Consider the following 23,104-nt stretch of genomic DNA (forward strand, 5'->3'; position numbering starts at 1 on the left):
TTAGCAACCAAATCAAAGGTTATGATAAATATTGCACAAAAGCTTCATCAGGAACTTAAGCAGACCATTCATGAACTCGATTATAATGGGACTTCAGGACTAGAGTTTTATAAGAAATGCTCACAACTTGCACAAGGAATCTTCAAAAGATTACGCAACGCATTATCCGAATACAAGTTCAAAAATCAAGAGGAAGAAATTGAATTCTTTAAAATAACAAAACCCAGATTACATGCTGATGTGCTATTCTATATTGAATGCTATAGAATAGAATTAAATAGCCCACCCATAAAAGAGAAAAAGGCTCAAATAATCTATTTGAGGCAACTATCAATATATTATTCCCAATTAATCAATAAAAATGGACCTATAAAACTGTATTATATCACAGAAAGAACCGAAGAAGATGTTCTGCTATTTACCAGATGCAAGAATTTAAATAGCTTTATTCCATTCGATCCTTTACAGGAAGTAGATGAATTGTTCCCTCCTGCCAGTACAGAATTTGCAAGAATAATGGCTTATGATCGCATTTTATATGAGATAAATGAAAGGTTGTCTGCGGTAAAAAAAGGGAAGAAATCCTCCCCTTCATCTATGCCACCTCTTACCTGGACCGGTACCAAAATTGAATTGGTAGAACTTGGATATGCCCTACACTCAGCAAAAAGCATTAATAACGGAAATGTGGATCTGAAAAAGATTATGATGGGATTAGAGCAACTATTTAATGTCGAAATTGGACAATATTCCCGGTATTTTCAGAGTTTATTGATCCGGCAAGGAAGCCGAACTCCATATACTGAAAAATTGAATGGAAATCTGAGCAGGCGAATGGATGAATCAGATCAAGGTAAATACTAAATACGTAAAATTTAAAAGAGGTGGACTTAACAATCCACCTCTTTTTTTGTGAAAATCGCATCTCTTTTAAAACTTTTTCGTCAAAAAGTGCCCCAATGTAATTACATGGGATTACATAACCGACAATACCTCATAATCAAACATTTACACCAATAAAGGCTCTTATTTCAGGCCACAGGAATAAATAACAACTTCAATTACATTAAAATTCACACTTAATGTAATTACATCTGACTGTCAAATCCCCCTTCTTTTCTGTAGCAACTTTGCATTGTAAACAAACAACAATATTCAACACAAAAATTGTAAAGCGATGCTACAACACATTACCTGGACACAGTATATAACAGTTTTGGTTATCCTGCTAATTATTTATTACCTGATCTATTTTATCCGTTTCCATCGAAAAGGATATACACGTTTGCTGGACAAGCTCGAGCAAGGCGAAGTAACCGATCTGGAAGAAGAAGAGATTGAAAAAGAAAAAAATAAAGCGGAAGAATTGTTGAACCAACTTGAGCTGTTGGTTAACCGTATCCGCAGTGGCGTATTGGAAAAGGCAGGCACAGAGGCGACCAAAGATCAAATTCTTGAAGGAATTTCAAAAGAGGTCGCAAGCTTTGGCGGGTTAAGCCAGCCTGCCTACCAACACGCGCTAAATAATTTCATCATCGAACATTCAATGAAAATCTGCGGGGTAGAAATCAGTGAGGATGATTTGCAGCGTACGTGGAATGAGCTACCCCGCTTCCGTTAATTTAATCCCTACATCAAATGAAAAACACAAACAAAGTTGTTGTCCTTGTTGCTTTTGCAGCAGCCCTGGCCTTAAGTTGTCAGCGGGAGATCCTGAAACCAGAAATCACGGGAGAGTTCGAAAAGAGCACAGGTATTCTTCCGGGAACTGGATTGGAAGTCAATGGTCCAAAAGTTATCAATGGATACCTTGCCTTTCCAGACCTGAAAGCCTTTGGCAAAACAATGGAATCCCTGCAGAAAGAGGGTATGAATCTTTCAAGTTGGGAAAAGCAGTTTAAAGGATATCAATCATTGAGAGCTGTACAGGAAATAGCAAAAGAATCGGAAGAAACGACATCGGTACCTTCCTGGAATACTGCCGATATTCCCGATCCTTACTTTCGAGCTGTCCTCAATAATTCCGGCAGGATTCAGATTGCGGATACGCTATATCAGTTTGAACCGGGCAAGGAAAAAGGAATAGCTTATGCCATTCCGCAGGCTTCGATCGGCCAGGTTGTAACCGGTAGTATTAAGCCGTCTACAGTTAAAGGAGTAGTCATTCACCATACGACTATGACCCTGTTACCTTTCCCTAGATGGGCCGATGATCCAATCCGAATCGATGATCCTTCATCCTGGAACCTCTGCCAGTTCCCCGGTTCTTTTATGATGCCCTGGTGGGGACAAAAAGGCGGTAGCATATTTCACGATGACAATGGAGTAGAATTACCCCGAGATAATGGCAGGAGAATCCGAATCGACTACCACCGGTGGCGAGTTGGTTATATTTTCTACTCCTCGATCGGGATCAGGGTAAAGATCTATAAAGATACCCGATTGGGCGGCTGGCTGTCAAATATTAAAATGGATAAGGTATTTATGGAAGGTTGCACTAAAGGCCAGATTATAACACCGGGACTTGGTCCGCTCAGCTTCCATGAAAATGCAATGATTTCAGCGACAAACACCAACGAACTTGAAAAAACACTGAAATGGTCAGCAGCACCAATGCATACTGAGATCATTCCGGAACATTTCAATTTTCATTTCAAGGCTTATTTCAGAACTAAGCCTGTGGAAAGATATATAAAAGAATAAGCTTAACTACCAAGGTGAAGAGCAGATCAGTGTAGCGGAAAGGTAGTCAAATAGCCTGCATAAGGCTGGGGAGGAGTCATTAGGTTGGTGTGTAGTTTAGGTGGTTTGTGCTCCTCCCCTTATTAAACAAAAATGATTTCTAACAAAGGTTGGGGATTGGGATAGGTGAAGGTTGGAATGTGTGAGTGGTATGATCCCTCCCCTCCTTTTTACGCCCATACTCGCCGTTTTAAACAGCGAATATGAACAAGCAATATCAAAAAATACAAAGAAGTGGAATTATGAATAAATGTGTTGTCGTACTAACAATAATGATTTGTTGTATTACGACAGTATATAGTCAGGATGGTGCAGCCGGTATTCAGGCTGCGAATACTCAGGTACGTTCATATTTCGATAGTGGAACCCAATTAATGTATGGAGTCGGTGCACTGTTGGGATTAATTGGCGGAGTGAAGGTATTTCAGAAATGGAATGCGGGTGATCCCGATACCAGTAAAGTTGCCGCATCCTGGTTTGGTTCCTGCATATTCCTGGTGGTAGTTGCCACTATCATTCGCTCCTTCTTTGGTATATAACAGTTTAAATCAATTCAATCATGCATCAGCAACTTAAAGAATCATTATGGGCCTATATCGTCCATAATAACCCGGAACTCATGTTCAACTTACAGGAGGATTATTCCGTAACCAGATACCTGGATGATAAGGTCAGTAGTGTTATGCCTAAAGTCCTTCAACTTTTGGAACAGGATAAGCCGGGACATGTCATCCTCGAACTCTGTATGGAACAACTCACTGAGGACCTTAAGCCTTCAAAATACCATTACATCAAAAAGGTATTGAAAAGGGAGTTTGAACTCTTTTATGAGCGCTTTAAAGAAGAGGGCATCCTGACATACGAAGCCATAAACCTAATCGAGCATTGCGAACCTGTGTTTAAAGAACTCCACTTTAGTATTGATTCCCAGGAGAGTTCCCTGATCTGGGCAGGGGTTACAGGAGCTACAGCCGAATACCTTAGACAGTTTCATAACAGACACTAAACTTATATCATGGCCAACAGTGTTTATAAGATCAATAAAGGAATTAATAAATCCATAGAGTTTAAGGGACTAAAAGCGCAATACATCTGGTATGTCGCTGCAACGATTCTCATTTTACTGGTCCTTTTCTCTATTCTTTATTTTTTGGGCATTAGCCAATACTTATGCCTGGTTATTGTTGGCCTAACTGGCTTTTGGGTATTAAAAGTCATTTTCGGCTTAAGCAAAAAATATGGTGAACATGGTCTGATGAAGGCGATGGCAAAAAAAATGGTTCCTTCTGTATTACGATCCAATGACCGAAACATCTTCCAAAAACCTTTAAAGCAGAAACAATATGGAAAGGCAGTTACCAACCCTGGAAATCGAAGGAACAAGCTTCGTGGTTGACGTCGACTCAATGGTCATCATTCAAAAAGGTGTACCAGAAAACAAAATCCAATTTGCGGAAATGGACAATGAGGACACTCATTATAGTATGGAATTTGATCCAATTTCAAGAAGTCTAGCTGAAGGAGGATCGACAAGTGAAGCGAGCAAATGGGTTAACATACCCAGAATGACACAACTGGACCCTCAAGGCATGGCCAGTAAATACCATGTCCCAGTTGAAGGGATTTCCGATAAAATGGATTTTGAAGTCATGCTGGAAAGTCCAGATTTAGTCATGCGAATGCAGGGAAAGCTTAATAGGATTGAAATTGAGAGCCATCCCTTTTATGTTGATTTCAATATGTGGTCGTTAAGGCCACATAATGATTTCTCTACACTTGGAATCAGCATGGCGCCACTATATGAAAATGAAGAATATGAATTCTTTCCTGAAGATACTATCTACCTATATAAGCCTGACAAACATGAATTATTTGAACCCGATTGGGGCATCATTACAGAATTGCCGAAAGATACGGTGATCCTCAAGTTCCCATTTTTAAAAGAAATGGACCCGGTGGGATATGCTCACAAATTTAATCGCCCATTAAAAGAGTTACTACTCGAAACTAATTTTAAACCTGTAACCAAGGCAATTAAAAGGGAGCTAACAGAAACGAATCTTCCTGAACTATTTAAACAGAATAAGGAACGCTTGGCAAGGGAAAAGGCTCAGGAAAAGAAAAATGCCCCTATAAAGAGGAAATCAAGAGGTATATAAAGCATTTAAAGGAATTGTGAACATGGAAAAGTGGTTGAAGGATTTATTTCCCATATTAGATATAGAAAATGGTTGCATCATCTCAAAGCAAGGAGATATTACCGTTGGATTCAAGGTTGAACTCCCGGAGATCTTTTGCCTTTCCGATAGTGAATACGAAAACTTTCATCAGGCATGGATCAAAGCGGTAAAGGTTTTACCAAACCATTCTATTATTCATAAACAGGATTGGTTTATTGAAAAGAGCTATGAGGCTGACTATGAAAACAAGGAACTATCCTTTCTTTCCCATAGCAGTGAACGGTTTTTTAATGAAAGGCCTTTCCTGGAACATAACTGCTACCTGTACCTTACCCGGAAACCTAATGGAAGGAAAACAGTAAATAGTATGTTTTCAAACCTGATCAGACCAACTGTAATCCCAAAACAGATAAAAGATCCTGATTTCATACAAGAGTTTATCGATGCCTGCGGACAGTTCCGCCAAATAATGGAGGACAGCACTTTCGTTAAAATGGAACCCATTTCGGAGGCAGAACTATGGAGTACTGCTAACCATGCTGGACTACTGGAGCAATATTGTTTTCTTCAGGTAGCTGAAACGAACCTTGTACGCGATATTGAACTCAAAGATGGACTGACCATTGGCGGTCAGCACTGCCAGCTGTACACTTTGGCTGCAGTAGAAGAATTACCATCTTATTGTGGAAGCCGGATAAACTACGACAAATACAGTACCGACAAAACTAAGTTTAGCGTTGGATTTGCATCCTCCATTGGTCAGCTGCTCCCCTGCAATCATATCTATAACCAATATATATTTATTGAAGATGCCCAGCAGACCATTAAGAAACTGGAAAGCAAAAGACTCCGGTTACAATCACTTTCGGCCTATAGCCGGGAGAACCTGATTGCCAGGGATGCTACAAATGATTTTTTAAATGAGGCAATCGGTGAACAAAGACTTCCGGTCAAGGCACATTTCAATCTTTTAGTATGGAATGCAGATAAGTCGAAACTAAAAGATATTAAGAACCAGGTTTCTTCTGGGCTTTCCAGAATGGATGCTATTGCCAAAGAAGAAACGGTAGGTGCTGCGCAGATTTTTTGGGCGGGTATCCCCGGCAATGCTGCAGATTTCCCGATCAATGACTGCTTTGACACTTTCGCTTCTCAGGCTGTATGTTTCTTTAATCAGGAAACAGCCTACCAGAGTTCAATAAGTCCGTTCGGTATCCGATTAGGAGATCGCTTAACCGGGAAGCCATTGCATGTAGACATTAGTGATGAACCTATTAAGAAAGGTATTTGTACGAACAGAAATAAATTCCTTATCGGACCAAGTGGCTCCGGAAAGTCATTTCTGACCAATCACTTGCTGCGTAGTTATTATGAGCAGTTAACTCATATTGTGCTCATAGACGTGGGTCATAGTTATAAAGGCTTATGCGATATGGTTGGTGGCTATTACTTCACCTACGCGGAGGATAATCCCATCCGGTTCAATCCTTTCTTCATTTCTGAAGGTGATAGCCTGGATACAGAGAAAAAGGAAAGTATAAAGACCCTTCTGCTCGCCCTTTGGAAAAAAGAAGATGAGCCATTTAAAAGAAGTGAATATGTCGCCATGTCCAATGCCATTACCGGCTATTTTGAATTCCTACATGGTCAACCTGAAGTATTCCCATGTTTCAATACCTTCTATGAATACCTGGAGCAGCAATATGTGCTGGTTTTAGAAAAGGAAAATGTAAAAGAGAAGGAATTTGATATCAATAACTTCCTTTTTGTACTCCGTCCTTATTTCAGAGGCGGCGAATTTGACTACCTGCTTAATGCTACTGAAAACTTAAACCTACTGCAAGAACGCTTTATTGTTTTTGAGCTGGACAATATAAAGGACCACCCCATTTTATTCCCCACAGTGACGATCATCATCATGGAGGTTTTCGTCAATAAGATGCGCAAATTAAAGGGTATCAGGAAGATCATTCTCATAGAGGAAGCCTGGAAAGCACTGATGAAGGAAGGGTTTGCAGAATATATTCAATACCTGTTTAAAACGGTAAGGAAACACTTTGGCGAAGCTTATGTCGTGACGCAAGAGATTGAAGATATCATCTCCTCTCCCATTGTCAAGAAGGCCATTATCAATAATTCTGATTGCAAGATCCTTCTCGATCAGAGCAAGTACCAGAACAAGTTTGACCAGATTCAGGAGCTTCTTGGCCTGACAGATAAGGAGCGTGCACTGGTTCTTTCGGTGAATAAGGCAAATGACCCTACTAAAAAATACAAAGAGGTTTTTATCTCTCTGGGTGGACAGCTCAGTAAGGTATACCGCACTGAGGTTTCCCTTGAAGAGTACCTGGCCTACACCACCGAACAATCAGAAAAAGTAAAAGTCTTTGAGTATGCTGAAAGATTTGGTGGAAATATTAAAAAAGGTATCCAGGCACTTGCCAGGGACCTATTTGTTGGAAATAAATAATACAAGCTATGAAAAAGTATTTAATCGTATTTGTCTTCTCCTTTACCCTTGCGATGGTAACCCTACCGGTTGCACCTGTTCATGCAACGCCGATCGCTATTTTGGAAATCATTAAAGCCGGGGTAAAGAAAGTGATTAAAGCTGTAGATCTGAAGATACAGCGTATGCAAAACAAAACCATCTGGTTACAGGATGCACAAAAAACACTGGAAAACACCCTATCCAAACTAAAGCTTGATGAGATCGCCGATTGGTCAGAAAAACAAAAGGAACAGTACCGTAAGTATTATGAAGAACTCTCCAGGGTTAAATCCATTATTACATACTATCAGCGAATCCGGGATATAATGGATAAGCAGATTCAGCTGGTTGATGCATATAAGCTGGCCTGGCAAAAGCTTCAGGGTAATCATCATTTCACCGCCAAGGAGCTGGATTATATGGCTTCTGTTTATAGTGGAATCCTGGAAGAAAGCCTGAAAAATATCGAACAGATCAGTATGCTGATCAGCTCGTTTAATACCCAGATGTCTGATGCCAAAAGAATTGAACTTATAAATAAAACTGTAGATGGACTGGATGAAAATTACACCGATCTAATACTGTTTAACAAACGCAATTTCAGTATTTCCATACAACGCTCTAAGACGCAACAGGAAGTGGATTATGTTAAACGCCTTTATGGTATTGATTAAACCAATGTATTATGAAACAACTTGTTTTTCTTTTCTTCCTTGTCCTGGCCATATCAACCGTTAAGGGACAAGCGCAAAATACTGCTGAATGGCTCAGGCAAAAGAATACTCAAAAAAAATACCTGCTGCAACAAATTGCTGCGCTACAGATACATCTTGAAAGCATAAAGAAAGGATATCGTATAGCCCGAACAGGACTTCATGCGGTATCAGATCTGAAAAATGGAGAATTCAACTTGCATAGCCTTTACTTCCAGTCGTTGAAGAAAGTCAATCCTACTATCCGGAAATATGGGCGTATAGCGGAAATCAGTGCTACACAAGTAAAGATTTTAAAGGATTATAAAGCGCTTAAAGATCGAATACAGGCAGATGGAATGTATAGCAGAGCAGAACTTGATTATATCGATAGAGCTTCAGGCAGTATTCTCGACAACTGTGAGCAAGTGATTTCTGATCTAATTGATGTCGTATCTGATGGCAAGCTTGAACTAAAGGATGATGAGCGATTGGAACGCATTGATCAGCTCTATAATGCCATGCAGGAAAATGCCGACTTATCTCGCTCCTTTTCTTATGAAGTAATGGGCATAAGTCAGAACAGGGCAAGTATTCATTCAAATATTCAATCCAGCCGTAGACGTGCTGGCTTAATTCAATAGTTATGAAAAAGTATGCATTGATTTTCTGTATCTGCCTAATTGGCTTATTGCAGAGTACACAAACCTATGGTCAGGCAAATGAAATCGCACAATTGCTGCTTAACGTTGAAAAACTTACACAGTTTAAGGCCATCCTAAAGCAAATGAAGGATGGTTACAAAATTCTTAATGGGGGTTATAATACCGTAAAAGATCTATCTGAAGGTAACTTCTCCTTACATAAAACATTTCTGGATGGCCTGATGGAAGTAAGTCCAACCGTAAAAAAATACCGCAAAGTAAACTTAATCATTGAAGCACAATTTGCACTGGTAAAAGAATATAAATCGGCTTTTTCCAGATTTAAGGCCGATGGCTCATTCAATACCAAAGAGCTTGAGCATATCGAAAAGGTTTATGGTAATCTACTGAAGCTAAGCCTTCGTAATCTCGATGAACTTGCAGGTGTCATTACAGCGGGCCAAATGCGAATGTCTGATGATGAGCGGTTAAAAGCCATTGACAGAATTTATGAGGATATGGAAGAGAAGATACAGTTCCTCCGTCACTTCAATTCGGAAACTTCTATTCTAGGTCTTCAACGTGCCAAAGCAAAAAAAGACCTGCAATTCGGTAAAAAACTAATTGGTATCACTGAATAATTCTTGGATAATGAAAAACTTGAAATACGTATTATTATGCTTTCTGGTCACCTTGCTTATACCATTTGGTGTGCATGCGCAAGGTGTTGCCACAGAACTAAATGGAATGCATGCCGTTCTTGATCAGTTGTATGATGAAATGATGCCCCTCTGTAGCCAGCTAATTGGTGTTGGCAGAGGATTGGCAGGCTTTGCCGCCCTATTTTATATTGCGCACCGGGTTTGGAAACACCTGGCAAGTGCCGAACCTATCGATTTCTATCCTTTATTCCGCCCTTTCGTCATCGGATTTTGCATCACTATATTTCCTTCCATCCTGGGTATGATCAATGGTGTAATGAAACCTACCGTAACTGCTACAGCATCAATGGTGACAGGTTCTAACAAATCCATTGAAATCCTGCTCAAACAAAAGGAAGAAGCCATTAAGAAAACCTCGAAATGGCAAATGTTTGTGGGAGAAGATGGTCAGGGAGACCGGGATAAATGGCTCAAATACAAATACAATAAAGATATTGATGAAGGCTTTATGGACCGCTTCGCCAATAATATCGATTTTGGATTGGAAAAGGCTGGCTACAATATGCGTAACAGCGTTAAGGAATGGATGAGCCAGGCATTGGAGATCCTTTTCGAAGCGGCATCACTATGTATAAATACCCTGAGAACCTTTCAATTAGTCGTTTTATCCATTCTTGGGCCTCTTGTCTTTGGTTTGGCTGTCTTTGATGGTTTCCACCATACCCTAACGGTTTGGTTAGCCAGGTATATTAACATTTTTCTTTGGCTTCCGGTGGCCAATATTTTTGGCGCCATCATCGCCAAAATCCAGGAGCAAATGATCAAACTGGACATTAGTCAGATCGGAGAACAAGGAGATACTTTTTTTAGCAGCACAGATATTGGATACCTCATCTTTTTGATCATTGGTATTGTGGGTTATTTCACCGTTCCCTCTGTAGCTAACTACATTGTCCACGCAGCTGGCGGGGGCGCCTTACAGCAAAAAACGACCGGTATGTTTTCATCTACTATGGGGGCTGCCCAATCATTGGGTACATCAGCGGCTTCCATGGCAACAGGTGGCGCCCTTGCGGGTATGGGAATGGCTGCTGACGCGATGGGAAATGCTGCCTCATCCATGAAAGACGGAATGGCATCGCAAGGTAATAGTGCTCCGTACTTTAAAGATAAACTTAGTGGAAACTCTTAACAGCAAAAACTATGTTTAAAAAAATTCAAAATATAGACACTTCTTTTCGCCAATTCAGGCTTTTCAGTTTTTGCATCATGGCTGCTACTAGTCTGATTTGTATCTATACGGTGTATACCAGTTTTAAAATGGTCACCAGTATGCAATCTCGAATCTATGTGTTGGCAAACGGCAAAGCTCTGGAAGCATATTCTTCTGACAGAAAAGATAATATACCTATTGAGGCTAAGGATCACATCAGAACCTTTCACCAGTTTTTCTTCACGCTTGATCCCGATGAACAGGCCATAAAAAGTACCATTACGAAAGCTTTATACCTGGCAGATGAAAGCGCTAAAAAAGTCTATAACAACCTCCAGGAGAACAAGTTTTATTCCGGCCTAATTTCCGGCAATGTGAACCAAACTATTAAGGTGGACAGTGTTCAGATCGACGTTAACCAGTATCCTTATAAATTCCGCTGCTATGCTACCCAGGATATTATTAGGCCAACTACCATTTCCAAAAGGAGCCTGATTACGGAAGGTGAACTAAGAAGTGTTTCACGAACGGAGAATAACAGCCACGGATTTTTAATAGAGCGCTGGAATACGATTGAAAATAGAGACATAAAAACGGTAAACCGTAATTAGTATGAAAAAATTAAAAAATCCCGAGCCTGGACAAAAGGTAAAACCAATACCATCCATTGGATTATATATCTCCAATAGGCTTAATAACACAGGAAATAAATGGGCAGGACAGTTGAAAAAGAAAACTGCTCACTTTAATCGCAGAACCTGGCTTTTCCTGCTTGCAGCCTTTATAATTCTCGGAAGCGCGATATGCCTTTATATTATAATAACGGCAATTACAGGTACACCAAATCATTTTTTTCACTTTTAATGAACATCAATATGGAACAACAACCTTTAAATGAACAACAGCAAAAGCAAAGAAAGTTTTTCCTATTCCTACCCCTTATCTGCATCCCGTTTCTTACGCTCATGTTCTGGCTAATGGGCGGAGGTAAATCGGAAACAGCTATGGCAAAGGCAGATGGTGGCCTCAACCTAAATCTGCCTGAGGCAAATAACAAGGAAACCGAGTTTAATAAACTTGATTTCTATAATCAGGCAGAAAAGGATTCCCTCAAACTGAAGGAATTGATGAAAGCTGATCCCAACTATACCCGGGGGGTGGATAGTGACTTTATGGCCTCACAGGACCTTTACGGCCTTACGCCTACCGGCCTAAATACATCCGTGTATTCCAGCAATAGCGGAGGAACTGCCAATCAGGAGTCAAGGATTTACAACCGCTTGAACCAGCTACAAACTGAACTTAACCGTAACTATGTTACACCCCAGGAAACCTATTATAGTACTCCATATCGGAATTATGCGGCACCATCTGTCAATACTGAAGAAGTAGAACGTCTGGAAAAAATGATGGAATCCATGTCAGGGACAGCGGAGGAAGATAAGGAAGTAACAGAGCTCAGTTCCATGATGGATAAAATACTGGATATCCAACACCCCGATCGCGTACAAAAACGCCTTAAAGAGCAATCTGAACAGCATCATGGTCAGGTGTATTCCTTCAAATCTGCCCCTAAATCGGCCTCCATAACTGTGTTGGATAACAGACCGGTTAAACAATATGCGGAAGATTACAATACAAACGGAGATAAACCATTGAACTCCTTTTATGGATTGGACAATAATGCTACATCTAACCAGGATCTTAATGCAATAGCTGCCCTGGTCCACGAAACTCAGACTTTGGTCAGCGGGTCTACAATTAAACTTAGGCTGTCCAATGATGCATTTATCAACGGAGTGCTCATTCCAAAAGGAAGCTTTATTTACGGCCAGGTTTCACTTCGGGGTGAACGCCTCGAAGTTGACATTGATGGCGTACAATATAAAGAATCCCTATTCCCCGTAAAGCTATCTGTTTTCGACCTTGACGGCATTGCTGGAATAAGAATACCAGGAGCCATTACCCGTGATGTAATTAAACAAAATTCAGATCAGACCATACAAAGTATGTCACTAGGAACTTTTGACCAGAGCCTCGGTGCTCAGGCCGCATCAGCTGGAATAGAACTGGGCAAAAACCTGTTATCCAAAAAGGTAAAGCAAATTAAAGTTGAAGTAAAGGCAGGGTACCGTATCCTGCTTAAAGACAATAAGCGTAAGGATCAATAAAACCAGTAAATCAATATCTATAATATATCCATTATGAAAACAATCATCAACATCTTATTAGCATTCATTTGCTTTAGTATTCAAACCACCTTAAGTTTTGGTCAGGATTCCCGAACAAGAATTACCGGAATGATAGAGCCATATAACGTGGGCATATCATACGACAAAACCATAAATCTGATCTTCCCCTATTCCATAAAAAGTGTGGACCGGGGATCAGCTGACATCCTAGTTCAAAAAGCTGCAGGAATAGAAAACGTATTGCAGGTAAAGGCAGCCGTTCAGGAGTTCCAGCAAACTAATCTTACGGTTATCACAGCAGAAGGTGCTTTGTATTCCTTTTCCATGCGCTATCAGGAGAATCCGGCATTTTTGAATTTAAAAGTGGCTGACCTGGCCATTCCCTCCGCTCCCATTGTACAATTTAGTCCGGAAATGGAATATGAAAGCCAGCTCAAGGAAATAGCACAGAGGATCAGTACTAAACAACCATTCCTAGGCAAGGAAGCCGACAAAAAAAACGATATGAAAATAACTCTAGATGGTATTTACATCAAAGAGGACCAGCTTTATTTCCAGTTTACCCTTGAGAATAACAGCTTGATCAATTATGATATCGATCAGTTCCGGCTTTATATCCGGGATGCAAAAAAGTCAAAACGTACGGCAAGCCAGGAAGTTGAAATCCTGCCAACCTATAGCTATGGAAATCTTAAAAGGATCGAGGGCAATTCAAAGCAGACTATTGTACTGGCCATAAAAAAGTTCACTATTCCTGACAAAAAGTATTTGAAAATTGAGTTGCAGGAACAAAATGGTGGTCGTGGGCTGGAACTTGAAGTTAGAAACAAAACAATCCTGAAAGCCAGGAAAATATAACAAAGTGCATCATTAAATAATTTTAAAAATGTGAAGGAGGATCTGAAATGAACGAACAAAATGAAATTAAACAAGAAACAGTAAACGCAATGGCAGATGCCATCTTTTATGCTGGATTCGGGGCTATTGGAAGAGATCAAATAACGGAAGCTCTTTCAAAAGGCACAGAAGAATTCCAGATTACCCATGATACTAAAATGAATGGGGACAGTGTGCGCGGTATACTCCATTTTAAACGCTCAGACCAGGATATTGATAAAGTGTTTTTTAATTCATTTGATCTTCTTGTAAAAAAGGAAGGCAAAGAAGAAACGCTACAGCAAAAATTCCCGGTATACTTTGGCAACAAGTATACCCTTAAAGAAGGATACAATTTGCTGGATGGAAGGTCTGTCAACAAAACCTTTATAAAAATAAACCCCGACGATAAGAATGACCGTCAAACTTCCGAAGCCTGGGTCTACCTGGATTTTAAAAATTCGGATGAGTATGGAAACTTTCAGATGGACAGAAGGTATCAATATGATTTAGGAAAGCAGCTGGAACAGTATCCCATTAAAGGCCTGGAATACAGTCAGAATAAAAAGCAATTAATGGATTCGCTTAAAAAGGGGGATCGGGTGCAGGTTATTATGGAAACAAGTCGTGGTGAAGAAAAGGTAAAAATAGAAGCAGCCCCACGGTTTGGTGCGCTCAACCTATTTGATGAGCATAATAAACCCATTCGTTTCTCGATGAAGACTCCAGAGCAAAAACAAGATCAAAGCCAGGAGCAGTCCCAAGGTCAGGCAATGCCATCAGAAAATAAAAATGGCGAAGGCAACTCTCTTAATACTTCCAAGGAGGATAAGAAGCTTGCAGAAGACCCTGCCAAACAACAGAAAAATAATGCCGAAGAAAAGGCAAACAAAAATAAAGGTGCACGTGTGAAGCCATAAATTAGGATTGGGGGCCTCCCCCAATCCTTTAAATAGAGACAGGTATGATAAATCGAATTGAACAGTGGTGGAAGGATGTCCTTAAATGGAAAGAACGTTTCGAGTCAATTGGTACAAATTCTTCCCAAAACCGATATCTTTTAAAGGAGCAATTGCGAAAGTATGAACAGATTACATCTGGAAAAATTAAGCACCCTACAATTGATGAAAAAATAAGCAAGAACAAACTGCTCCAGGAGAAAAAAGTCTTGGAGAAAATGCTTTATCCTAATACAATTTTAAGATCCTTTCGTAATCTGCAATTGGTTTTTGGAAAGATAGCCAGAACAGTAGGGTTTTCAAATGCCGATCCAAATAAGATCAACCTGCAGCAGCCGAAATTCAGAACGCCATTAGAAAAGCTAGGTATTTCCCCAAGTAGTATTCCGGCCGCAATAAATGTCTTGTCTCAAAAACCGACTTCAGAACTATTACCTGACAACCAGGTACTAGATACAAGGATCGTAATCAGTGAAGATAGAAAGCGGCTTGATGGTTTACAATTTTCCTTAAACATAGGAGGCAACCAGGAACGGAGTATATTTTTAGACAGTAATGGCCCCTTAGATAAATCTTCTGCGATAAACCTACTTCAAGGAAGACCCGTGTTAGTTAACGATAAATGGCTAATTCCCGACTTAAATGATCGTGATCATGCTGGCTATATAAAACTCAAAGAAATTAGTGTATCAAACTTTGACATCGCTCAGGAAATAAAGAAAATATCTGGTTTAAAAATCAGTAGTGATCAAGTAACAGAAATGGTATCGGCTTTGCTCTCTGGCAAACGAGTAGACTTAAATACTAAGAAGTACCCTGGGTTATCTATAGAGGCTAATCCGCTGGGAAGAAGCTTACATTTTATCAAAGACAACAAGAAGGTCAAATTAGACGGAACAATTACCACACCCGCCAAAATGAAAATGGAGATTGCCCATAGAAATCCAATTGAAGGAAAACGAAACAGGACAAAATTGAATTGATATGGAAAAGCAAGACCAGGTAGTAAAATTCATTGAAAGGGCCCAAAAGGATTCAGCGATTGATACCAAACATATTGCCCTGTATATGTCGATTATGTATTTGTGCACAATTGCAAAAAGGGAAACTATTCCTGCAGATAGACAAGAACTAATGAAGCTAGCAAAAATTTCCAGTACCGCTACTTATTACAGGAAAATGGCCATGCTGAATGAATCAGGATATGTCAGGTACACTCCTTCTCAGGCCAGTGATGTACCAACAACAATAAAGCTAGAACCGTTGTAGAGAATGATTCTCATTGTGAAGGATTGAAAACGTGAAAATGGATATGAGTTATGCAGGTAAATATTGTGACCAAGGAAGACCTGGAAGAGTTTCGGACCAGGCTCCTAACAGAAATAAAGGAAGTATTAAAAATACAAGAAGTAAAGAGCTACCCCAAATCAATTAAGACCAAACAGGTTTTAGAAATTTTAGAAATATCAGCTGGTAAGCTGCAACAAATGCGGATTTCCGGCTTACTATCGCATAAAAAGGTTGGTGGAACTTATTACTATAATTACAATGAAGTAAAACGGCTTTTGCCAAAAGATTAAAAGGAGGAAAAGAAATGTGGAATGATGAAGTAATAAAAAAAGCAACTGCGGACCAACGATTAACAGTATCCCACATGGCTTTATTTTTTGCTATTGTTATGCTCTGTCGTAGAGAAAATGGATACAGAACAATTCAAACATCAAGAAAGGTATTAATGGGCAAATCTCATATCGGAAGTTTGCCGACCTACCATAAATGCTTAAAAGATTTAGAAAAATATAATTATGTAAACTACTTCCCTTCTTATCATCCCAAAAAAGGGAGTTCAATATCAGTTCTTAATTTTTTATAATAGGGATGGCAATAGAAATATTTCCATCCCTATTATATTTATGCTCCTGGAAAATTCCCAAATTCTATATGCTTAGCTTTGTTTTGAAAGATATTCCCATTCTTAATCCTTGAAGGTTCTCCGTCGAACTCAACTGTTTGTTCGTTCCTGTAATCTATGAAAAGGTAATTTTTCCAGTCCGACTCTTCCAAAGGAAAGAAGGCTTCTCCTGGCTCTGAATGCAGAAACCAATCTCCTTGTGCTGCATTACAAAAAACACAGTGATTTGCCCAATATTCTTGATCAGCAGTTTTGGAGAAAAATGGTCTGAAATAGGAAAATTTAGTCTTTAATAAATTCCTTAATTTTTCATCTATCGGAATTATGTTACTAAAAAAGAATAAGTCATTCAATTCTTCTACATCGGCATCTTGAGCCTTGTATGATACAGCAGCTAATGAAATCACCGGAGTATTGGCGTTACATTTATAACAAATTGTGGTATTTTGAATAAAGAAAAATGGTGAGCCTATTATAATATTCATAGGGTAGAAATTGGTTAATTTAAAACCTAATTTAATATATTTATCACTCATTAAAAATAGGTATAGCAATTATTCGGTTTTATTAGAAAGATTGCACTTATCTCAATCTGTATATAATGGCGAAAAGGACTAATAACCACATTCTAGAAGATAAATCAAGACATGTATTTAATGAGGTTATGCCCGACAATTGGGTGGTTAGGGATAAGGGAAAGGATTATGGTATCGACTGTGAAGTTGAAATCTTTGATAAAGATGGAAATTCAACTGGCTGTTTATTTTACGTCCAATTGAAGGCAACTGAAAGCGATAAAAAATATACTATAAAAAACGTAAGCTTTAAGTATGAAAAGATTGCTCAATTTCAATCATATAATACCCCTGTCCTTATTGTAAGGTATTCTCATTATGAGAAAAAGCAATACTTTTCATGGGCAAATGATATTATATCACAAAATAATACCGGCAATAATATCATCGTAAAATTTCTAGATGAAAAGGTCTTGGATATTGAAACTTCGGAAAAAATACATGATTATGTTCTCAGATTCAATAATGCTCTAAAAGGCAATTTTAGGCTTCCCATTCCGACTTTTATAGAACATGATATATATAGTGATAAAACAAATATTGAAGCTCAGCAATATTTTAAAAAATTACTAACAAAGAATAACCAATATTTTAAATACGTCAGAAATGAAACTGAATCAATATTACAATTAAAGATAGGAAAATCAAAAGTCTATCTTTCTCTATCCGATATCCAATTTTCATCTATTGCTTTTGAAACGGAAAATCTATCAGAAAAGGCTGATGAATATTATTCTGATATACTTTTAGCTTGTCTGTGCATCATACTTTTTAATTTAAATAAGACTGAAATTGCAAATGCCATTTTTTTCAAAAACAATTTAATTAGAATACTGAATTTAAGAGAGGATTTTTTAAAGCACTTCCTTCCACATTTATTAAGTGGAGACTATTGTGAAAAAGTATTAGATGAGATTGAAGGAATATTTGATATAGAAAAAGATAACTACCTGCAAAACATATCCTTGGCAATACTTATGGCAAGTAAGTCTTTGAATAATGAAAAGCAAAAAATTTGTCTAAATTTCATGGAGAAACAGGTAGAATATTCAACCAGACGGGATTACAAATTGGGAATAGCAATTTCAAATTATAACCTTGGTAACTTTCATAAAAATCTTGGAAATTGGAGAGAAGCTCTGAAGTGCTATTTTATTGCAAAAAAACACAATCGGAACTATTTAGACCAATGTTATTACTATTCAGATTTAGGCGGAATATTCTTTGAGCTGAAAAAATATAGGATTTCATCAAAATTATATGAGAAGTCAATTCAACTTAATACAGATAACTTAATGGCAAAAGCCTTGTTAGGAGATTCTCTATTACATATCGGGGATTACAAATCTGCAGTAGAATACTTTGATGAATTTTTAACTGAACAACGGGAGAATAATAGAATTCCCAAGGAAGAATGGTATTTAAAATATTTTAGTATTAAAACATTAATTCTAAGTGGTTACCCTGAAATACAATTTCGAAATTCTGCTGAATCACTTAAATCTTTAGAATTAAACAATATAGAGCAAGCAATTGATTTCGATATGCTTAATGGTGATGCTTGGTTTCAGAATGCGCTAGCCGCCCAGGATAATGATGATAAACTGCAGGCCTTCGTTTCGTTTGTTATGTCAGCACTATTTAAAAAAGAGAATATGTTTTACTGGGTATCAGCAACAATATCTGGAATTATAACTACCGAAGAAAGCTTTCTTCACGTCGTGGATATTATAAAATTGGCTTACTTCTATCACGGAGAAAAATACATTGATATATTATACGAGTATACAACTAAACATTTCCCCGAGGTAAAGGAGTCAATGATGAAATTGATTGGAAACATACTAACTGAGATAAACAAACCATCTTTTACTTTTAGAGTCTTTGATAATGAATTTAATTATGAAACTCACCAAATTTAATTATTTGGCTTACAGGATAAAGCTAATTAAAGTAAAAGATAACTGTCACTAATCAATAAGGTCAAAATATTTTGGAGATCCATCCCAGATGGTATAATAACCATCATCAAATAAAAAAACAACTTCATTACCTGCATATTGTTTCCTTGCCCTGTAAATATTGCCTTTCTTTTTCGAGGAAAGAATTGAGCGATCTAATATGGGAACTTCATATCCTCTAAAATTATGAGGTGGATCTAAATAGGTTCTATTGGTATTCTCTATTTTCATAACCAGTGCTAAATGAGGTTCATCTTTTAAAATTATGCAGAAGTTATTTAAAACCATTCCTGCCCCCCAATTACAAGTAATTATTTTACCAACTAAATTAATATTGCTTTGGTGATTTAAAATATCCAGAATGTTAGCATCTGAAAATAACTTACTCCTATCCCTCTCCATAATTTTATTAATACTATCGCACCAATCCTGGATATGAGAAGAGTCTTTTAAAATTATTTTAGAATTCTTACTATCAGCAAACTTTTGAGCACTTGGAAGGTATCTACTAGAAGTTATAAAAATACCACTATCAGCATTTTCTGTATGTACAATACCTGATAATGCTGCCACAGCTTCTAATTTTACTGGTAAATTTTCTTTGTACTTTTTAACCTGAACGTAGGTTACAGTTTGATCAACACCATCCTTGTAAAATAACTTAACATCAACCCCTCCATCCCCCTGCCCCTTTCCTAACTCGGTTTTATAACCTTGATTGGAGAATATTTCACTAATCAAAACTTCAAATTGTCGGTGATGTAAATCATAAAACCTATCAGGATTTTTACCAAAAAATTCAAATATCTCATTATACAAACTTGTGTAGTTTGGCTGAATTATTTTTGTAAGCCATTGCCAATGAAAATATTTTTGGTAAGCCTCATTCAAATCATCATCAATTGGATAAAAATGAACGACACCCGCAGAATGTAATTCTCTATAAAATCCAAATTTTTCTACAAATAAGTCAAATTCATCAATTAGATTTCCTCCAACAAATCCATTAAATACATTTAAAAGCACTCCGTCGGTTAAAAGTATTAAAACACACGCAGTGAAACCGTTTGGTTCATCCTGGTAATAATCCAAAAATGTAGTAAAGCTACTATCAGACCATAACTCTCTAGAAATTAACCATTTTTTAATCTCATCTTCTAGTTGTTCAATTTTTTCTGATAACCGCAAATCTGAAAACTCCATACCGAATAAATTAAAAACTAAACATTATTACTAGATAAAGATAAATATTAATTTCTCTCACTTAGGAAATAAAAATTGATTAAAAGTGAAAATATTAAAATTATTTACTTATTTAGATATTTAATAAAAAAATAAAAGTTCATGTTTGTATATGCTTTACAATTTGACCTATTTTGATTTGATTTTTTAAAGCCGAAAAGGATTTTACTTTCTTAAATTTTTCAAATGACTCCTATATCTGATATACATCAAGTGGTATTTAACATGCTTCTTAAATATTATAATAAGGATAATGATTTCCTTTTTGTAATGCGACATTTAAACCGAGGCGGAAGGCTTGATAAAGGATATTGGTTTCTAGGTAATGATTATTACGTTTCCGTCTCCTTTTGGGCGGGATTGGACAAGAAAACAAGGTCGCCTAGAGTAAGTTTCGTTATCCTTGGGGATGGAACTACATATTTAGAACTCAATAATAATTCCTCCATTAATTTCTTTTCTGTGTATTTTTTAAAGGAATTGAAATTCACTAGTGAAAATTATGGGGTTTATAGGAAGGATTTCTCGGAATACGGAAAAGATTATTTGTCTTCTCTAGAAGCGTTTATAGATAATGAAAAATTACAAATAGATAAGTATGTAAGGAATAAAAGTCATCAATATGATAATATCCTTGAAGTTGGTGGCATTGATTTCGTATGGCCAAATACATTTAATTACCAGCTTGAAAAAATAAAAGGGTATCAAAAAATTAGAAAAGAGAAAGCTAAAAAAACCGGATATCTAAGATATCTAAACATTAAAAAATTTGGGAAGATTGAAAATTTAATTATTAAAGATATTCCTGTAGGTTGCCGGTGGATTTTTTTAACAGGCGAAAATGGAGCTGGCAAAACTACAATATTAAGAGCCTTGGCTTCTGCAATGTTAAATAATAATGATCATGAAAATGCTGTTTCCAAAGATGATAATGAGTTTAATGTCCAAATCGGTTTAGAAACTATAAATGGCGTTAGCAAAACAACAGTTAAAGGAAGTAATGATTTTCGCAATAAAGAAAAGTTAGTAAAAGGTTTTGCAACTTATGGTCCTGTTAGATTAATCAGCCAAGGAACATTAGTAGATGACCTAATTAATTTAGATAAAAATGGTATTAGTTCACTATATACTTATGGTCTTTTTAACCCAATTGGAATTTTAAGAGATATAAGCGGTAGTTACATTTTAAATGTCAGGCCAAAATACTATGAAATAGAGTTGCATAGATTTTTGGAAAATATAGAACAAAATCTAGAAATAATTTTGCCAAATGTTCAAAAGGTTAATGTTGTAATGTCTGACAAAGGCAGAGAAATATTATATCATCAAGGAAAGCCAGTTCCTGGTGGAATAACTGAAGGTGTAAAATTCAATGAGTTACCCTCTGGCACAAGGAATTTTGCGGCATTAATTTTAGATTTATTATTAAGATTTGCGGAACAACAAGGTGATGTTGCAGATATATCAAATTATGTTGGAATTGTATTGATAGATGAAATTGATCTACACTTACATCCGAAAATGCAAAAGGAGATCATAATCCAATTGGCTGAAACATTTCCTAATATACAATTCATAGTCACAACACATAGCCCAATACCATTATTGGGTGCACCATCCAACTCCATTTTTATCAATGTAACCAAAAATGAAAAAAACGAAATCTGTGCAAAAATATTAGATATTGATATCTCTAACCTATTGCCAAATACTATATTGACATCACCTATTTTTAATTTTGAAGAATTAATTAATGAAAATCATGACCATACTCAGCCGCTAATTACCGAAGACGATTTTACTGATGCAATGTTTTACAAAATTTTAGAGAAAAAAATAAAAGAAAATTCAATAAAGCCATTGAAATGATAAACTTACCAATGAAGCAAATTGATAATGCTCCGGACAGATTATCAATCCCTGGTGCATTAAGACAAATCGTTAAAGCAATTCAAAATATGGATGGTAAATGCTACAATAGCACTTACTATCCACATAATGATATTACAAACTTATTAAAAGCATATTCCATCCATAAGACCCATTTAGATCCTGGAGATAGCGCAAAATGCAATTATTGTGAATCTAAAATCGAACATGCAGCTACATTACAAGTTGAACATTATCGTCCAAAAGCAAAAGTAGAAGCTGGCGTAAATGATCATGTTGAGTTGCCGGGATATTATTGGTTAGGATTAGAATGGACCAATCTACTGTTAGCATGTCCAAAGTGCAACGGTAAAGATGCTAAGGGTAATAAATTCCCAATCCGGGGGGTAAGGGCAAATCCACAAAGTCCTGTGGAAATAATAAATCAAAATTATACCTTAAATAGAAATCAGTGTTTTGCAAATTCGAACCCTTTACTTTTAGAAATTCCAATTCTACTAAATCCAGAAATTGATAGCCCTGAAGAATATTTAACTTTTAATGAATTAGGATATATTATGGGGCATGGGCATGATCCTGATCGAGGTGAAATAAGTAAGGACATCTATAGATTAAATCGAGACGAATTATTGGCTTGTAGACAAGATGTATGGAATGATTTTAAAAATGCTATATATGTCGATATTGGAGGGCATAAAGCAGGCTTTTTGAATTTAGAGGGGTTAAAATTTAGATTTAGATCTATAAGTACTGAAATTATAAAACGAAAGCTTCCTTCTGGATATAATGTTGATGTTGACCCCTCCGCTGGACATACTGACCCCTCTATCAAGGCTCTCTTCAGTCCAACTGATGACCTGACAATATTACTTC

General features: G+C 37.2%; 26 protein-coding genes. 24 read left to right on the forward strand and 2 right to left on the reverse strand.

The window, feature by feature from the left end; all coding sequences use genetic code 11:
- Positions 1-21 precede the first annotated feature (21 nt).
- The 21 genes from M2419_RS10940 to M2419_RS11040 all read left to right on the forward strand — a co-directional run bounded on the left by M2419_RS10940 (position 22) and on the right by M2419_RS11040 (position 16,524).
- On the forward strand, positions 22-864 hold the full coding sequence (locus tag M2419_RS10940) for an RteC domain-containing protein (protein ID WP_259255005.1): 843 nt from the start codon (positions 22-24) through the stop codon (positions 862-864).
- Positions 865-1,177: 313 nt separating this feature from the next.
- Positions 1,178-1,621 carry a hypothetical protein gene (locus M2419_RS10945; RefSeq protein WP_259255007.1) on the forward strand — a complete coding sequence of 148 codons (444 nt, stop codon included), beginning with the start codon at positions 1,178-1,180 and terminating at the stop codon, positions 1,619-1,621.
- Between the two features lie 17 nt (positions 1,622-1,638).
- Positions 1,639-2,703: a hypothetical protein gene (locus M2419_RS10950; RefSeq protein ID WP_259255009.1), complete on the forward strand. Its 1,065-nt coding sequence runs from the start codon at positions 1,639-1,641 to the stop codon at positions 2,701-2,703.
- Between the two features lie 281 nt (positions 2,704-2,984).
- Positions 2,985-3,281 (forward strand): DUF4134 domain-containing protein, encoded by a 297-nt coding sequence (locus tag M2419_RS10955; RefSeq protein WP_259255011.1) that lies wholly within the window; start codon positions 2,985-2,987, stop codon positions 3,279-3,281.
- A 20-nt stretch (positions 3,282-3,301) separates the two neighbouring features.
- Positions 3,302-3,748: a DUF1896 domain-containing protein gene (locus M2419_RS10960; protein WP_259255012.1), complete on the forward strand. Its 447-nt coding sequence runs from the start codon at positions 3,302-3,304 to the stop codon at positions 3,746-3,748.
- A 9-nt stretch (positions 3,749-3,757) separates the two neighbouring features.
- A complete protein-coding gene (locus M2419_RS10965) occupies positions 3,758-4,138 on the forward strand; it encodes a DUF4133 domain-containing protein (RefSeq protein WP_259255013.1) in 381 nt (126 codons plus the stop codon).
- Entirely contained in the window at positions 4,086-4,901 is an 816-nt protein-coding gene (locus M2419_RS10970) for a hypothetical protein (protein WP_259255015.1), read from the forward strand. The genes M2419_RS10965 and M2419_RS10970 overlap by 53 nt, the downstream gene beginning before the upstream one ends.
- A 22-nt stretch (positions 4,902-4,923) precedes the next feature.
- Positions 4,924-7,392 (forward strand): TraG family conjugative transposon ATPase, encoded by a 2,469-nt coding sequence (locus tag M2419_RS10975; protein WP_259255016.1) that lies wholly within the window; start codon positions 4,924-4,926, stop codon positions 7,390-7,392.
- Positions 7,393-7,400: 8 nt separating this feature from the next.
- Positions 7,401-8,087 (forward strand): conjugal transfer protein TraI, encoded by a 687-nt coding sequence (locus M2419_RS10980; RefSeq protein WP_259255017.1) that lies wholly within the window; start codon positions 7,401-7,403, stop codon positions 8,085-8,087.
- A gap of 11 nt (positions 8,088-8,098) precedes the next feature.
- Positions 8,099-8,749: a hypothetical protein gene (locus M2419_RS10985; RefSeq protein WP_259255018.1), complete on the forward strand. Its 651-nt coding sequence runs from the start codon at positions 8,099-8,101 to the stop codon at positions 8,747-8,749.
- A gap of 2 nt (positions 8,750-8,751) precedes the next feature.
- Positions 8,752-9,390: a TerB family tellurite resistance protein gene (locus tag M2419_RS10990; RefSeq protein ID WP_259255019.1), complete on the forward strand. Its 639-nt coding sequence runs from the start codon at positions 8,752-8,754 to the stop codon at positions 9,388-9,390.
- A 10-nt stretch (positions 9,391-9,400) separates the two neighbouring features.
- Positions 9,401-10,603: a conjugative transposon protein TraJ gene (traJ, locus tag M2419_RS10995; RefSeq protein WP_259255020.1), complete on the forward strand. Its 1,203-nt coding sequence runs from the start codon at positions 9,401-9,403 to the stop codon at positions 10,601-10,603.
- An 11-nt stretch (positions 10,604-10,614) separates the two neighbouring features.
- The gene (traK, locus tag M2419_RS11000; RefSeq protein ID WP_259255021.1) at positions 10,615-11,235 is read left to right on the forward strand and encodes a conjugative transposon protein TraK; all 621 of its coding nucleotides are present in this window, start codon (positions 10,615-10,617) and stop codon (positions 11,233-11,235) included.
- A gap of 1 nt (position 11,236) precedes the next feature.
- Positions 11,237-11,488, forward strand: coding sequence for a hypothetical protein (locus M2419_RS11005; RefSeq protein ID WP_259255022.1), 252 nt, complete (start codon positions 11,237-11,239; stop codon positions 11,486-11,488).
- Positions 11,489-11,499: 11 nt separating this feature from the next.
- Positions 11,500-12,795: a conjugative transposon protein TraM gene (traM, locus tag M2419_RS11010; protein WP_259255023.1), complete on the forward strand. Its 1,296-nt coding sequence runs from the start codon at positions 11,500-11,502 to the stop codon at positions 12,793-12,795.
- Between the two features lie 33 nt (positions 12,796-12,828).
- Positions 12,829-13,674, forward strand: coding sequence for a conjugative transposon protein TraN (gene traN / locus M2419_RS11015; protein WP_259255024.1), 846 nt, complete (start codon positions 12,829-12,831; stop codon positions 13,672-13,674).
- 47 nt (positions 13,675-13,721) lie between these two features.
- Positions 13,722-14,612, forward strand: coding sequence for a hypothetical protein (locus tag M2419_RS11020; RefSeq protein WP_259255025.1), 891 nt, complete (start codon positions 13,722-13,724; stop codon positions 14,610-14,612).
- Between the two features lie 44 nt (positions 14,613-14,656).
- The gene (locus tag M2419_RS11025; protein ID WP_259255027.1) at positions 14,657-15,634 is read left to right on the forward strand and encodes a hypothetical protein; all 978 of its coding nucleotides are present in this window, start codon (positions 14,657-14,659) and stop codon (positions 15,632-15,634) included.
- Between the two features lies 1 nt (position 15,635).
- A complete protein-coding gene (locus M2419_RS11030; RefSeq protein WP_259255028.1) occupies positions 15,636-15,920 on the forward strand; it encodes a hypothetical protein in 285 nt (94 codons plus the stop codon).
- 50 nt (positions 15,921-15,970) lie between these two features.
- Entirely contained in the window at positions 15,971-16,231 is a 261-nt protein-coding gene (locus M2419_RS11035) for a helix-turn-helix domain-containing protein (protein ID WP_259255029.1), read from the forward strand.
- A 14-nt stretch (positions 16,232-16,245) separates the two neighbouring features.
- Positions 16,246-16,524 (forward strand): hypothetical protein, encoded by a 279-nt coding sequence (locus M2419_RS11040; RefSeq protein ID WP_259255030.1) that lies wholly within the window; start codon positions 16,246-16,248, stop codon positions 16,522-16,524.
- Positions 16,525-16,562: 38 nt separating this feature from the next.
- Here the strand turns inward: M2419_RS11040 and M2419_RS11045 are convergent, their stop codons facing one another.
- Complete coding sequence (locus M2419_RS11045) at positions 16,563-17,099, reverse strand: hypothetical protein (RefSeq protein WP_259255032.1); 537 nt, start codon at positions 17,097-17,099, stop codon at positions 16,563-16,565.
- 65 nt (positions 17,100-17,164) lie between these two features.
- Between M2419_RS11045 and M2419_RS11050 the strand changes: the two genes are divergently transcribed.
- Positions 17,165-19,060 carry a DUF4365 domain-containing protein gene (locus M2419_RS11050; protein ID WP_259255033.1) on the forward strand — a complete coding sequence of 632 codons (1,896 nt, stop codon included), beginning with the start codon at positions 17,165-17,167 and terminating at the stop codon, positions 19,058-19,060.
- A gap of 48 nt (positions 19,061-19,108) precedes the next feature.
- Here the strand turns inward: M2419_RS11050 and M2419_RS11055 are convergent, their stop codons facing one another.
- Positions 19,109-20,302 (reverse strand): restriction endonuclease, encoded by a 1,194-nt coding sequence (locus tag M2419_RS11055; protein WP_259255034.1) that lies wholly within the window; start codon positions 20,300-20,302, stop codon positions 19,109-19,111.
- Between the two features lie 225 nt (positions 20,303-20,527).
- On the opposite strand from M2419_RS11055, the gene M2419_RS11060 reads away from it, so the two are divergent.
- Positions 20,528-22,210, forward strand: coding sequence for an AAA family ATPase (locus M2419_RS11060; protein ID WP_259255036.1), 1,683 nt, complete (start codon positions 20,528-20,530; stop codon positions 22,208-22,210).
- Between the two features lie 11 nt (positions 22,211-22,221).
- The coding region (locus tag M2419_RS11065) for an HNH endonuclease (RefSeq protein WP_409049506.1) at positions 22,222-23,104 on the forward strand (883 nt) is incomplete at its 3' end.

The organism is Sphingobacterium sp. BIGb0116 (assembly GCF_024808035.1).
Classification (GTDB): Bacteria; Bacteroidota; Bacteroidia; order Sphingobacteriales; family Sphingobacteriaceae; genus Sphingobacterium; species Sphingobacterium paramultivorum.